The sequence below is a fragment of the Providencia sp. R33 genome, from assembly GCF_019343475.1.
Taxonomy (GTDB): Bacteria; Pseudomonadota; Gammaproteobacteria; order Enterobacterales; family Enterobacteriaceae; genus Providencia.
Map to the genome: position 1 here is coordinate 3,259,893 of NZ_CP072453.1, position 15,212 is coordinate 3,275,104.

11 protein-coding genes and 2 pseudogenes are annotated in these 15,212 nt (G+C 40.2%); 12 read left to right on the forward strand and 1 reads right to left on the reverse strand.

The genetic code is table 11. The annotated features are described in order from the left end of the window. Window positions 1-458: 458 nt before the first annotated feature. The 12 genes and pseudogenes from J6836_RS15245 (at window position 459) to J6836_RS15300 (ending at window position 12,499) form a co-directional block, all read left to right on the forward strand. Complete coding sequence (locus tag J6836_RS15245; RefSeq protein WP_255586241.1) at window positions 459-1,037, forward strand: YagK/YfjJ domain-containing protein; 579 nt, start codon at window positions 459-461, stop codon at window positions 1,035-1,037. A gap of 100 nt (window positions 1,038-1,137) precedes the next feature. Then, window positions 1,138-1,347 carry a helix-turn-helix transcriptional regulator gene (locus J6836_RS15250; protein WP_219244829.1) on the forward strand — a complete coding sequence of 70 codons (210 nt, stop codon included), beginning with the start codon at window positions 1,138-1,140 and terminating at the stop codon, window positions 1,345-1,347. Between the two features lie 1,937 nt (window positions 1,348-3,284). Next, complete coding sequence (locus tag J6836_RS15255; protein WP_255586242.1) at window positions 3,285-3,827, forward strand: fimbrial protein; 543 nt, start codon at window positions 3,285-3,287, stop codon at window positions 3,825-3,827. Between the two features lie 70 nt (window positions 3,828-3,897). Then, on the forward strand, window positions 3,898-4,626 hold the full coding sequence (locus J6836_RS15260; protein ID WP_219244830.1) for a fimbrial biogenesis chaperone: 729 nt from the start codon (window positions 3,898-3,900) through the stop codon (window positions 4,624-4,626). Continuing rightward, a complete protein-coding gene (locus J6836_RS15265; protein ID WP_219244831.1) occupies window positions 4,601-5,167 on the forward strand; it encodes a hypothetical protein in 567 nt (188 codons plus the stop codon). Before J6836_RS15260 ends, J6836_RS15265 begins: the two co-directional genes overlap by 26 nt. A 23-nt stretch (window positions 5,168-5,190) precedes the next feature. Continuing rightward, window positions 5,191-5,736, forward strand: a complete 546-nt coding sequence (locus J6836_RS15270) for a fimbrial protein (protein WP_219244832.1) — start codon at window positions 5,191-5,193, stop codon at window positions 5,734-5,736. A 37-nt stretch (window positions 5,737-5,773) separates the two neighbouring features. Continuing rightward, window positions 5,774-6,520: a fimbrial biogenesis chaperone gene (locus tag J6836_RS15275; protein ID WP_255586420.1), complete on the forward strand. Its 747-nt coding sequence runs from the start codon at window positions 5,774-5,776 to the stop codon at window positions 6,518-6,520. Beyond that, on the forward strand, window positions 6,514-7,281 hold the full coding sequence (locus J6836_RS15280; protein WP_219244834.1) for a fimbrial biogenesis chaperone: 768 nt from the start codon (window positions 6,514-6,516) through the stop codon (window positions 7,279-7,281). Before J6836_RS15275 ends, J6836_RS15280 begins: the two co-directional genes overlap by 7 nt. Then, window positions 7,278-9,902: a fimbria/pilus outer membrane usher protein gene (locus J6836_RS15285; RefSeq protein ID WP_219244835.1), complete on the forward strand. Its 2,625-nt coding sequence runs from the start codon at window positions 7,278-7,280 to the stop codon at window positions 9,900-9,902. Before J6836_RS15280 ends, J6836_RS15285 begins: the two co-directional genes overlap by 4 nt. A 32-nt stretch (window positions 9,903-9,934) precedes the next feature. Next, window positions 9,935-11,029 carry a hypothetical protein gene (locus tag J6836_RS15290; protein ID WP_219244836.1) on the forward strand — a complete coding sequence of 365 codons (1,095 nt, stop codon included), beginning with the start codon at window positions 9,935-9,937 and terminating at the stop codon, window positions 11,027-11,029. 97 nt (window positions 11,030-11,126) lie between these two features. After that, window positions 11,127-11,390, forward strand: a complete 264-nt coding sequence (locus tag J6836_RS23355) for a helix-turn-helix domain-containing protein (RefSeq protein ID WP_442959478.1) — start codon at window positions 11,127-11,129, stop codon at window positions 11,388-11,390. 376 nt (window positions 11,391-11,766) lie between these two features. Then, window positions 11,767-12,499 (forward strand): annotated as a pseudogene (locus J6836_RS15300) (integrase core domain-containing protein). 136 nt (window positions 12,500-12,635) lie between these two features. On the opposite strand, the pseudogene J6836_RS15305 reads toward J6836_RS15300, so the two are convergent. Then, window positions 12,636-13,863 (reverse strand): annotated as a pseudogene (locus J6836_RS15305) (IS3 family transposase). Window positions 13,864-15,212 lie beyond the last annotated feature (1,349 nt).

The following is a 15,212-nucleotide window of genomic DNA, read 5'->3' on the forward strand; positions in this document are numbered from 1 at the left end:
GTAGCCTTATGACACAAAATGGCAGGAAAGAAAGCCGATGCGCTTGAGGGGCAATGTGTGTGCAGGAATTGGTGTTTTAGTGTTGTTGAGATATTGAGGTAAAATAGAATGTCATTTTCATCGGGTGAGTTTTTTCTTTTTTTACGTCAAACTTGGATTTATTTTAAGTGATTACCATAATACAAGCTCGTATTTTAGCGCGTGTTTATCTAGGTTACGCTGCAGTTATTAAAGAAATATAATATTGTATATAAGTATATAAGTATATAAGTATATAAGTATATAAGTATATAAGTATATAAGTATATATAGAGTGATTAAACAAATGATATTCATGATGTTAATTATTATAGTGTATTTATGATAATACTAATTACTTTAGATAGATAATGTAATTGAATGAATATAAAACATCTTATATGAAGTGCTAATCACAGTTAAATATGAGAGGTATAATGATGTCGAAGGGGACTCATAATCCTTATTGCCAAAAAAGAATTGAACAAGCTGTTAATAAATCACTCTGTGAGTTTAAACGACTATCTATCTTTAGAATTGATTTACGATCCCCTTATGGAAGAATCGACTATGAGGATGACCATAAAGTGATTACTCGATTTTTAGATTCGTTAAAGTTAAGAATAAAAACTGATGTCAAAAATAAAAGTTTATTGTGGAAACGGAATTTAAACGTAAACGTCGATTATGTTTGGGTAAGAGAAGTTGGGGACATTAATTGTAAGACTTACTACCATGTTGCCTTATTCCTAAATAAAGATGTTTATTATAGTACGGGGCATTATCATGAAGCTAATAATTTAGCTAGATTAATTATTAATGCTTGGAATAGTGCATTAGAATTAGTGAATGATCCGCCTGAGGGATTGGTGCGTTTTTCTGGTTACTATCATATAGAAAAAGAAAAGGCGTATTATCATTATGCTTATAAAAATGCGTTGAACGCATTAAATTATTTTGCAAAGAATGATACAAAAACTTATCACGATGGTTATCGTTGTTTTGGGTATAGTCAATAAGTAATTTTTTACATATCGGGGATATGATTTGAGAAGTCATATCCCGATAATTATCTCGATATCACTTCTGCCTTTTTATTTCAAAGACAGGAGTTTCCCAATGAATAATATGAAAACATCTTTACTGGACGATCAATTAGTCGATATTAAATTTATTACCCAATTTACAGGGCTTACCGATAAATGGTTTTATAAATTAATTAAAGAAGGAGAGTTTCCTAAGCCGATTAAGTTAGGGCGTAGCTCTCGGTGGTTTAAAAGTGAGGTTGAACAGTGGTTGGAAAATAAAATAAATTTATCTCGTAAATAGAATAGGGTAAGGTCTGGTTAAAAATATATAAATTGTATTTTTAAAATATTGATCGCAATTTATTTTAAATTGAAACCAATTAATTATTTTAATGTCTCTTGCTTTTTACTTAGTTAGTATTGATTTTCGTTATCATTTATCTGTATGAATTTTAATCTGTTTTTATTTATCTTGCATGGGTTGCTTTGCTAATTTTTGCGGTTTTTAAAATTCTGGCTAAATTTCTATCATAAATTATTTTTTTGTTTATTTATTGAGCAATAAGTAAAATACTACATTCTGTAAAAATCCAAAAAAACATCTATTTTCCTAATGTTTCTCAAGAGGCGAACAAGCCAGACTTCTATCTAAGTTTAAGAGCCTATCTAAATAGGAGCTAAATTCATCACCTTACCCAGCCATATCGATGTTTAAAAGTCAGGCTGTATAAGGTTTTGGTTACAGTGATAATATATTTTTTATGTGGTAATTAATCCCTATTGAGATAGGCTCTAAGAGAATTAATTAAATGATAATGGTAACTATAATTAATGTTGTTATCGTAAGTGCGATTTTAATTTAATTTAATTTAATTTAATTTAATTTATGATTTGTTATTATTCTTAATAACATGGCGATAGTTTGAAATTTATCAAATATGGTACTATTTAATTTGAATTAATAAGTGGAAGTTTTAAAAAATAAATATAAAACAGGGTGTTGTGAGTCATTTTTCTGTTCTTTTTATCCATATGTTCATGCTAGTTATTTTCGGTAGCGAATTGCCATAAAGAAATTATATTTGGGAATGTTAAGTATGACTTTACATTCTTGTTCTCGAACGTTTAATTTATGACAAAGTGTAACCAAATATTTTTTTTGGCTATTTTTAGAGTTAAAAATTTTTTTAATCATTATTTGAGTAAAGATTAGTGAGAATCACCATTGTTTTAAGACTACTCAATCTGCGGTATGAGTATGTAGTTATTGTTTTATTTGATTTTTATATCCTACACAATTTAATTGTAACAAAGGTAAAAAATATTGGCGAGTATATAATATTAAATTGACGAAACACAACATTTCGCTAAGAATATACACCTATTATGTGTTTTCGGTGTTCGTATCCCTATAATGCTTGTCTTTATTCCCATAAACGATGAACGTTTATTAAGAGCTGAAATACTATTAGCTGATAGTTTAATTAGGATTCGACTAAAGAGCTGGTTAAATACAGTTATCGATATTACCTATTCAAAAAAATTAGATTGGGTATAGAAGGGGTATTTTGTGAGTCCATTTAAATATTAAATTATGTATAAAAAAGGAATATATTTAAAAATGATTCACTTCATCAAAGCTAATAACCAAATTGAGATACTTAAACATGATTTAATATAAATACGCTGGAGCTAATTAGGGTAACTCTTTAAGTGATTTAAATTTCACCGTCAATTTAAGTCGTTGATTTTTATTTTTTTATAAAAAGTCAATAACCAAAACGATCGTTTAAAACGATCATAAAATAAATATCGATAGTCACGGGCTATCAAATGAGTGCTTTTCGATCGACATTAACGATTTTACTTAATCTAAATTTATTATTATTGTGATATGAATGATGTAGGTGATGATTTTTAATTTTACATCACTCTATACTTAAGTACAGCTGGGTGAATTCGTCTTAAGAATTAAATTGATTATTAAGAAGAAGTCTAATTTTGAATATTTATAGCCCTAATTTTAAAATAATAAGGGTGAATTATTCATTGTGTTAAATAAAAAATTCGAATAATTATCCTAGGTCCTAAACGTTTTAGGTTCATGATGATTTCTTGAATATAAAATTCGCTTAAATATGAATGTAGTATAACGCATTTTAGCCTCTCATTTTAGTTTCTATTGTATTACCCCTGCGCAATTGCGCGTAATTCATCAACCCAAAAGGAATAAAAAGAATGTCTTTAAACAAAACAGTACTTTTGACTGCATTCGCAGCCAGCATTACTTTAGCCAGCACAGCACACGCTGCAACGGATGCGCAAGTGACTATCACTGGCCAAATTGCGGCGGCTACCTGTGATTTAAGTGTGACTAAAAACAATATTGATTTAGGTACGTATACCTCCTCAAGCATTTCCACTAGTGGGGAAATTGCGAGCAGCAGCCAGAGTTTTACTTTAAATTTAACCAATTGTACAAAAGCGTATGACAACACTGGCGGGACTGCATCGCCAGTTAACCTCTATGCAAAAGGCACCGCTTTAGCAGCTAACACCGCTTACTTTAATAACAAAGACGGAGGAACTGTTGGTGTTAAATTAATGGCAGACGCCACGGCTGTGGAACCCAATGTGGCGAGCAACATCACCTCGCTCAAGACGTTAAGCGTTGGCGGAAGTGCATCTATTCCAATGACTGCTTCACTTTATTCAACCGTTGTGACGCCTGCATCACAGTTAATTGAAGCTCCAATCACGTTTTCAATTGCTTATAACTAACTAAATCCGACGATGGCATGACATCATCCCATGCCATCGTATTTTTGAAGGTCTTTTTATTGAGGTTATTATGCAGCTCCCTTCATTTTCCGCAACCCGTTTAATCCCTATATTCTTGCTCTTCACGGGGCTTTCTCAATCGTTTGCTGCGGGGGTGGGGATTAATACCACTCGAATTATTGTTAACCAAGGTAGCCAAGCCGCATCGGTGACGTTACGTAACAATACTGATGAAGAGACGTACTTAGTACAATCATATCTCAGTGCGGATAATACTGAATCGACAGCCTCTGCACCGTTTGATGCATTACCGCCAATGATAAAGATGGCTCCCAATAGTCAGCAAGAAGTACGATTAGTCAAGAAGTCAGGATTGACAACGCGTCTCCCAACAGACCGGGAGTCCGTTTTTTATTTTCATGCCCGAGCTATTCCGAATAACGCACATAACGTGATAAATCCAAACGAAGAAAACCACGGCACGGTTAAAATTGCGTTAGAAAATGTGATTAAAGTGTTTTATCGCCCTAAAGGGCTAACCTCTACGCCGATGCAAGCACAAGCCGGGCTCTTGTTTGAAGTCGCTCCGGGAGGAGTAACAGTAACTAACCCATCGCCTTATCATGTTACTTTGGCAGGATTAACGATGGGGATGCAGCCTATTACTATTCGCCAGCAAGAAGCGATGTTGGCTCCTTTCAGTGAACGCACCTATCCGACAACGGTAAAAAATGGGGCGATAGCGTGGACCACAATCAATGATTTAGGGGGCTATGATGTTCATCAAGTCCCACGCTAAGGCAGCGAGGTTAAGCCTAACACTGATGAGCGGCATGATGGTTTCACTGTACGTTAGTGCTGCCAATGACACCTTGGAAATGACGGCATCGATCACAAAAGGTACGTGTGCACTGAGTGTATCACCGACAACCGTGACGTTTTTATCGCCTCACATTGTCAGTGAGTTTCAGCCAGGTAATGCGGTTGAGAGTGCCCCTCTTCATCTGAATTATGATTGTGCGGGTTTTTCTGCAGGAACATTGCCGAGCGTCAAATTGACAGGGCAAACGGCTGTGGCTGATGCGCACGTATTTTTATCGCCGCCTCAAAGTCAAAGTGCGGCAGGCAGCGGGTTTATGCTCAAACTTGGCGAGGTCTCACAGTTAGTGGGGTTTTATACCGCAGGCACCACGTTGCTGGCAAACGATACGTTTGTTCTACCCAGCAACACACAAGGCGCTCAGCTCCTCACGGTCGGTTTTGTGAAGCAAAACGCCAGTGTCCCTGTGACCGTCGGTGACGTCAACGCGACTATCACCTTGACATATATCACCCCATAACTTCGAAAAGAGGAGTGTCTCACATGGCTCTAAAAATTGCGCGGGCTTTCGTCGGAGTTTGGGGGGTATTACTGCCATTATGCGCACCAGCAGGCACTAACTCCGTGACCGTTCAGTTCGAAGCTTCCTTGTATACCAAGACCTGTAAAATTGACGTTCGCCCTAATGCCTTAATTGAATACGGGTCGGTTCAGGTAGATACGATAATCAAAAATGATGCTGGGACAACCCAGAGTCTTAATCGCGATATCGTGTTAACTCTCACTGAGTGCAGTGGTCCAGGGACATTAGCGAATAGCCATGTGGTGGTGACGGGACCAACGGTGACCGTCAACGGGCATGCCCTTTTTAAAGCCAGTGGTACTGCAGGAGGCGTGGGTATCCAATTGCTTGCCGATGGTATCGCGAAAACCGACGGCGATGAAGTGTGGTTATTAAACAGTACGAGTACCGAAAATGATACACGTACGTTGACTGCGGCACTTTCTTGTGGTCATTGCACAAATGTTAATGACATGGCGGTGGGCGATATGCGCGCCACGATGACGTTTACGGTATTGACGTATTAGCGCGAATAGATATTAAGAGAGAAAGCACGTGAAATTGATGCCCTTTATTTTGTGTAAACAGGCAACGTTAGGTTTGAGTCTGCTGGCACTGATGAGTCTCTTATCCCTACCATCGGTATTTGCGGCAGGATTGCGCTTAGACCAAAGCCGGATCATCGTTCAGGCAAATCAACCGCAACAGGCCGTGACGATAGAGAATGACAGTGACAAGCTGTATCTGATCCAAACCAACGTGCGAGATAAAACGCCTGACGGTGAGGTGTCGAGCTTATGGCTCGTGACACCGCCGTTATTTCGGTTGGCGTCTAACAGCCAGCAATCGGTGAAAATATTGCCTCAAGCGGGGATAGAAAGCCTGCCAACGGATCGCGAATCCCTGTTTTATTTCAGTGCAACGGCGTTACCGGCTATACCCAAACCGGTGGACGGTGCTCCATCCGTTGCCCAGATATCGGTGGCTACTCGCTTAGTCGTCAAATTGTTTTATCGACCACAGACGTTACCAATGACGTATGAGCAAGCATCGAGCCAAGTCACCTTTACTCAATCGGGTCACACCCTCTGCGTTGATAATCCGACCCCGTATTATCTGACGTTCAGTACACTGCACACGGCTGAGCGCCCATTGCCGTTTCCGGCTGGTTTGATGTTGGCTCCATTTAGTCGCTATACACTGGGTGTCTCTGAGCCTATTCAACGTATACAGTGGCGTACACTGAATGATTACGGCGGCAGTACCCCCCAATTTGACACCCAAGTACAACGTGGAGGCAACAAATGTTAATTCGCCTTCAACGATGGACTTGGGGGGTTGGCATGTGGATTTTGGCCGTGAGTCTGCCTTTATCTGCGCAACAAGACAGTGGGTTACGCTTTTCTACCGCCCGCGTCGTTTATCAACAAAGTGACAAAGGGGGCGCGTATGCAGAGTTAGAAAATAGTTCAGCAGCACCTTATTTGATACAAAGTTGGCTAACATCGGTCGACCCGGACACTGGCTTACCTAATCCACAACGAGGTGAAGGAATGGACTCCCCGTTTATGGTGACACCACCGCTCACGCGTTTAGCACCGGGAGAGCGTTATCGTTGGCGCATTCAGCGGGTAAATGAAGGGCAGTTACCCGTGGATAAAGAATCCGTTTTTTACATCGCGCTAAAGGCCATTCCCACGACCAACAATCAGGGAGGGCAAGCAGGCGAATTTGTGTTAAGCCCCGTGATTTATCTCAAGATGTTATACCGCCCTCAACGTCTTGAGAATACTCGCATCGATAATGTCGTCAGTCAGTTACGCTTTGAACGGCAAGGGGAATACTTGGTCGTGAATAATCCCACCCCGTTATCGATGACGTTTGCCAGTTTGCAAGTTGGGGACTATTCCATTCCGGATACGGCCTTAAGTCGGATGGTTTCACCTTTCAGTGAACAACGTTATCCGTTGCCCAAAAATGCAAAAGGTGACGTTTTCTGGCGGGCGCTCAATGAATATGGATTGGCCACGAAAATTGAACAAGGTCGACTGACCGCCAAGGAGCCCCAATGACTGATTTTCATCTGCAAAATAACCGCAGGCCATGGACTCTACTGAATATCTGTGCGCTAAGCGTGTCAATGGGGTTATCGATTGGGGGGCAGGCGGAGACCTATTTTGACCCTGCGTTATTGAACCTGCCTGCAGGCGTTGATCCGCAGCAAATTGATTTATCAACGTTCAGTCAACCGGACCATATCCCGGCAGGACGCTATATGGTGACATTGCTCATTAATCAACAAGTTATCGGACAACGTGAAATTGCCTTTACGGCAACGCCTGAAGGAAGAGTGACCCCCGATATTACCCCTGCACTGCTCACTGAATCCGGGGTTAATGTGGCGGCTATCCCGAAGTTAAACGCTTTAGCCTCTGACACCAAAATTGAGGATTTGTCGGCATGGATCCCCGCCGCTCAGGTGCAGTTTGATATGGCAAAGCTGCGTTTAAACCTGAGTGTGCCCCAAGTGGCTATGCGTCCAGATTATCGTGGTTATATTGACCCGACGTTATTGGATCAAGGGATCACGGCGTTTCTCTTAAATTACCAATTGAGTGGTGGGCGTCAATGGATGAGTGGCAAATCGAATGGGCTTAAAAGTCAAAATGATAATGCGTTTGTCAACCTGAATGGCGGTCTAAATTTAGGGGCATGGCGACTGCGTAGCACCATGACCTATACCGATACCAGTACCACTCAGGCGGGGGTCACAACACGCGCGCGGCATACCAACTTTAACAATACGCATCTTATGCGGGATATTCAGCGCTTTGATGCTGAATTTTTAGTGGGTGAAAGCAGTACGGGGAATGCTGTTTTTGATAGCCTACCTTTTAAAGGGATTAAATTAGCGTCCAATGAGCAAATGCTACCGAGCAGTTTACGCGGATTTGCACCGGATATCCGCGGAGTTGCCCAATCGAATGCGCGTATCACTATCCGTCAAAATGGTAATACCGTTTACCAGACCTATGTTGCACCTGGGCCATTTAATATCAATGACTTGTATGCGACTGGTTCGGCAGGGGACTTAGAGGTCACTGTCACGGAAGAAGATGGTACGACCCGCACTTTTACCCAAGCTTTTTCCAGTTTACCAGTCATGTTACGCCCTGGTGGTGTTAAATATGAAATGACAGCAGGCCAATATAATGGGGGGATCACGGTGGGTTCGAAAGCGGCTGATTTTGTGCAGGCGACCCTTATCTATGGTTTACCGCAGTCCATCACCTTGTACGGAGGTGCGCTAGCCGCGAGGCAATACTACGCTGTGATGCTGGGAACGGGGATATCGTTAGGGCCATTCGGGGCGTTGTCAAGTGATATCACGCACACGCGTGCTGAATTATCGGAGGCGACTAAAGAGGGGCAGTCGTATCGACTGCGTTACTCGAAAAACCTGCTTGAAACCGGCACTTCTATTGATTTAACTGCACTGAGATATTCCACGAAAGATTATTACAGTTTTGCGGATTTTAACCAAGCGGGCTATCAGGTGAAGCAAGGATTTGCACCTTGGCTGACGTCACGTCAGCGCAGCAGTTTTCAAACCTACATTAACCAGTCATTTGGGGAGTGGGGGGGGATTTTTTTACAGGGTATGCGAGAAGATTATTGGGGAACTGAGCAAACTATCACGACTTTAGGTTTTGGCTACAACGGAAGTGTTAAAGGCGTGAACTATGCCCTCAGTTACAGTATTAGCCGCGCAGAAGGGGATGGGGATTGGCCCGAAAATCGGCAAATTGCGTTGAATATCAATGTTCCCTTTGACTTATTTAGTCATCAACCACTATTGCAAGATATCCAAAGTAGCTACCAAATGACGCATGATAACCACGGGCGAACTTACCAACAATTCGGGATCAATGGGCGATTGTTGGATAATGCATTGACTTACCAATTAACGGAAAGTGGGGATAATCAGTCTCAGCATAATATCAGCACGCTGAATGTCGGCTATCAGGGCGATAACGGTTATTTTGGGGGCGGATACAGTTACGGTAGTGATATGCAGTCGATAAACCTCAGTGCAAATGGTGGAATTGTTGCACACTCAGGGGGGATAACACTGAGCCGATTTTTGGGCAGTTCAGTCGCGCTGATAGACGCCCCGGATGCAAAAGGAGCCACCTTAAATGGCGGCAGTGCCACAGTCGGGGGATGGGGTTATGCGGTGGTACCTTATTTAATGGATTACAGTAAAAACGTGGTCAGTTTGGATGTGAATACATTACCGGAGAATGTGGCGAGTGAAGAGACCGCGGTCAATCTTTACCCTACCAAAGGCGCGGTAGTTAAAGCCCATTTTCAGACGAAAAAAGGGTATCAAGCCTTGCTGACCTTAAAAAGTGACGAGGTTATTCCGTTGGGCGCGGTGGTTGTCGTCAATCATGAGGATGAGACACCCAATCAGAATACCGGGATTGTGGGGGATAATGGGCAAGTTTATCTGTCAGGATTACCGGAGACTGGAACCTTGATGGTGCAGTGGGGTAATACAACGTCTCAATATTGTCGTGCGAATTTTAACTTGGCAATGGCCACTGATAGTCCATATTCTTCAATACGTCAATTGACGATTACCTGCAATACAATGACAGGGACTTCACGCGTAGGAGCACACAAATGAGATTAAACTTATTTGGATTTATAAAAAAAATAATGACAGAGAAAGCCCTAGTTTGTGCATATGGTTTGATGAGTACCATTGCATTGATTGGGTATCAATCGACTGCAAATGCTGCACCGATTATCATCCAAAATGGTCGTGGATTAGTGGGGGTTGCAAATGAAGTGTTTTCTACTTCATTAATGAATGTTACCAGTGATTATGACGATTTTCTTCCTTATGCTTATGTGCATATGACATTTTATGATGACGGTTCTAACTGTGGAGTTGAAGGGAACTACCTGATGGAGATAGATGGCGTTAAAGGGATTAAGCTAAATGCCGAGAAAACTCTTATGTTAGTGCCTGAGGTGATTTTTACAGATAATCGTTCATGGACTATAGGTACAACACCATATGCTAATACCATCGTTGGACAAATGAATGGTTATGGTGCTAACACAAATGAAAATTTAGGCAGTGAAGCAGGATGTATGTGGTATCCGCTTCAATCGACTCTTTATAATGGATTTGTGACTCATGAGGTAAGTGCGACTGGACGGGTACTTATTTATGGTACTGGTACTCAGCAATCAGGAACAGGGTATCTAGACTACCCTTTTAAAATAATGATCAGAGATCCTCGATCTGCTGGGGGTTATTCCTCTAGCAATTTAATACCTGCTGGTGGCTACTCGGTTGTGGTAAGTGATTTAGGGTGTACCTTGACTACCCCTACAGTGATTGATTTTGGCCCACAATCCGCCAATGCGACAAATGGTCAACTATTAACCACAAAATCAGACGGTAATTTGACGGTCAATTGTCAACAAAATACCAATCCTATGTCTGCGACACTTTCGCTATCGGCAGGAATTAATCCGATTTATTTTTCGGGCGATAACTACCAAGCCAATTTAATCAACAGCGAGAATAACGCCGGTGCCTATGTGACGATGTCTCTTAATATTAATGGAACGCCGACCAATATTCCGTTTAATCGCACACCGATTGATATTGGGACTATCGACGCTAGTAATTCGAGTGCAACATTCAGTTACCCCATTACCTACAGCCTCTATTCCCGCGGGACGGGTATCACGGGTAAAGTCAAAGGGAGTGCAGAGTTATCAATTGTTTTACGTTAATTTATTAAAAAGTGAGTATCAATATTTAGTCACACATCCGTAGCAAGTCGTAGAGGTATATTTTATGCAAACATTAATGTCGAAAAATGATAATAATATGAGTGTACTTATTGGAGGGAGAGTAAGGAATATTAGGAAATCAAAAGGGATATCGGGGGCACAACTTGGGAAAATGCTACAACTGAGCCAACAACAAATATCGCGATATGAACGAGGTATAAATCAAATTAGCGTCGACTGTTTATATAAAATAAGTATGATTTTAGACGTCAATGTTTTACTTTTATTGGTGATTGAACAAGAGGACGTTTACGTCCCAAATTTTAATCTTAAAAAATACGAAGCATTTTACAATAACTAAATTGTCTGAATTTTAAATTATAATAAGATGTAAATTTAAAAAATAACTTATAGCATCAGGGAATACTCATATTTTTAATGTGAAATATGATAATTACTTTTATCGAATAGATGATCTTTTTGAAAAATAGGAGCATATATTCAATATATATTTTTATGTATACAGCTCTGAGTAGAATTTAATTAGAAACCAGTTATTTCCCTCAAGTAGGGGCTAGATGATGAAAAATTCTTGGGGCTGTCCTAGGTAAGGTTTAAATTTTACCTTTAACTATCTGTTTTAGCATAGCTAATTGTTGTTTGGTATTTGGTATGTATGAAAGTCTGGACTTCGGTTGATAATTAGTTTTTCTAATTGTAGCCGGAGGTCAGATATGATGAACATTAAAGCTAAACGAGATATTGCACATAAAACAAAAATCTTAAATCGTGCCCGTGAGAGTAAAACATTACTAAAACTTGTCGTCATTTTGGGATCAGTAGAGAAACTTTTTATACTTGGAAAAGCGCTTATGAACGAGATGGCGAGAAAGGATTAATCAACAATAAACCCTGCCCTGAAAATCCAACCAGAAGAGTTGCAAAACACATTGAAGAGCTAGTTATTTATCTGCGTACCACTTACCATTTTGGTCCCCAACGTATCGCTTGATATCTTCTACGGTTTCCTAATATCAAAATATCACGTTCTGGCTGCTACTATGTATTGCTAAGAAACAAATTAAACCAGCTTCCCCAAATACGGCGATTGATGATGCGACACGGATAAGAGCACTTAAAATTTATGAAAGGCACAATCAGGCTAATGCCATTGATTTTATTAATTATGTTGTAAATAAATTTCCCTTTAGAATCAAAACGATTAGAACGGATAATGGGCACGAATTCTAATCGAAATTTAATTGGCATATTCATGATTTAGGAGTGGAGCATATTTATATCAAGCCAGCTCCCCCCAGATTGAATGGGAAAGTAGAGCGTTCTCATTTAACAGATAAACAGGAGTTTTATCAATTAATCGATTATAAGGATGATGTTGATTTACATGAAAAATTAGCTGAATGGGAGGCATTTTATAATTGTCATCGCCCCCACTCCGAGTTGGCGTGATATCACTTCGAGAAATAGCTTCGCAGCTTGGCATATCTGAAGGAGCTAACCCCTAAAGCATCTGCTATTACCACAGAACAACAACGAATTCAGGAACTGGAAGCCCAAGTAGAACAATTAAAAAGTGTATTTAACCCTATATTTCCAGACACTTTTTATCACTTATTTCATTATGAGTTAGACGCCGCAGGTACTCTCGCGGAGAACGATACCCCAGTGCACTGTGAGGATGCCATTCATTGTAATGCTCGAAGGCTGCCGCAAGATTCTTTACTGCTGTTAATCCATTAGGTTTTGGCATTAAACTTATGTAGTCTCGCTTCATGATTTTTACAAAGCTTTCTGCAATACCGTTACTTTGGGGACTACGTACCGCCGTATGTCTAGGGGATAAACCAACTTGTTTAGCGAACCACAGCGCTTCATGGGCTCGATATGCTGAACCATTATCGGTCAACCACTCTACTGATTTTGTCGGTAACACGTTACCGAAGCGATACTCCACTGCACCCATCATGACATCTTGTACGGTTTCACTGTCAAAGCCTCCCGCGCTAGCTGCCCAATGAAGGGCTTCGCGATCACAACAGTTTAAAGCGAACGTGACGCGCAGTTTTTCACCATTATCACATCGGAACTCAAAACCATCTGAACACCAACGTTGGTTGCTTTCATTCACCGCTACTTTTCCTGTATGAGCTCGTTTCGAGACTGGGATTGTGGGTTTACGTTCCAGTAATAATGCTGATTGCTTCATGATACGGTAAACACGTTTGGCATTAATCATCGCAATATTTTCATTCTCAGATTGACGACGTAACATCGCCCAGACGCGACGATAACCATACGTAAGGAGCTTATCAATCACGTTGTGTATACGAGCAAGCGCATCGCTATCATCTTGATGGCGTCGTCCTAGTTTAACTTTCCAATCACTTTTCCGTTTTGCTAGAACGTATAACTGTGCTCGTGATACACATAAGGTTCTGCTCACTAAGCTTATTTTCCATCCTTGGGTAATAAGGGCACGAGCGCTATCCACTTTTTTTCTCGACCCTACTCGACAGCTTCTTTAAGAAGTTCATTTTCCATTGTTTTTTTGCCAAGCAACCGCTGTAGCTCTTTAATTTGCTTTATTGCAGAGGCTAGCTCAGAGGCAGGAACCACTTGTTCACCTGCTGTTACCGCGGTCAGGATTCCTTTTGATACTGTTTACGCCAAAGGAAAAGCTGGCATGCCGCGACACTATGTTGTCGAGCAACCATGGAAACACTCATACCTGACTCAAAGCTTTGTTGAACAATGGCCATTTTTTCTTGTGGGGAACGTCGTTTTCTGCGTTCAGGATCTAATATCTCGATCATGTTATCTCCAAGAACTAGTCTAAAAACTAGTATTAAGATTATCACTAATTTAAGTGATACCAGCTGTCTGGAGATCTCAGGGGCCAGTCTAAAAAGTGACAATGATCTGTTAAAAAAAGCGTCAGCTTTTTTTCCATGGAAATGAACGGCAGCAAGTCGCACTGAAGCTGAAAAAGGCTGGATACAAAGTGAAGCAGGTGTATTGTTTGTTGTCAGTGGGACGCAGTACCTTCTACGCCCGTTGTAAACCCAAACCAGTCTGTAATGAACACATTCGCTTTACGATAGTAATCTAATGTCTTGTTGCTGCCCATCTGAGCGATAGATAAAGAAAGTGCGTTTACAAAAAAACATCAGTGATTAGGTGATGGCAATCAGCCTTTACAAATATAAGATAGCTATTGTTTGAATAAACACGTACTGTCATTGACCTCATGCAGTACACCCATTGTCATTGGGAATAACAATAATATTTATGCTAACTCATTGTTTACTATCCCGTGACAAGGATATAGTGAAATCACTGTGTTGTTTGCTCATCTTTGATGGGCTATTTTTTATCTTTAGCTCTCCAGTTGTCGAATGCCATGATCTTACGAATCTGAATAAGTAATCAAACCTTCATAAACAACTTCATCATCATCAAAGACTTTACTGACTTCAATAGTACATGACGGTTGTCCTTATTCCTGTGCAAACTCATGAAGTGAGTTGATTTGTTCTGATGTAAATTCAATTTTAGTCATCAATAAAGACTCCGATTTGGATTAAGTAATAAGTAGTGATAATATCTTGCCGCTGGTTAAGGATGACTGGTCCTACAACAATAATGATAAAGATACATTTCCATTAAATATGCCCTTCTATAGAGGGGCTTTTTTTATGTCATTTGATAATCACCAATATAATTGCGCATTTGAAATAACCTGCTAGGCTTTACGTTGATATTCATCGTAAAGCAACACTTTAGCCTACCTCTGTGTAGGCTTTTTTTATTTGTATACGCATTTTTCAATATTCTTTTCCGTATTTCGTAACAATTTATACCTAGATTATTTAACCTATGTTGGTACCATGCGCACACCCATTTGACATTTGGGTATTCATAAACAAAAAATTGGTTCTATTAATCGAATCTTCCGCCCCGCGCCAACGAGGGGCTTTTTTTATTCTTTTGGAATACCTTTATCCAATCCTTAACGGAATTGAGCTGGTTTATCGAAACCTTGTGTTGCCATATTATTTATCCTGTATATATGAAAAAGCCTCATAATTTCGAGATTGTCATATCTCGTTAATATTTATTACACTTATTTATCTGTTAATATACTATTCTTAAAAACACATAA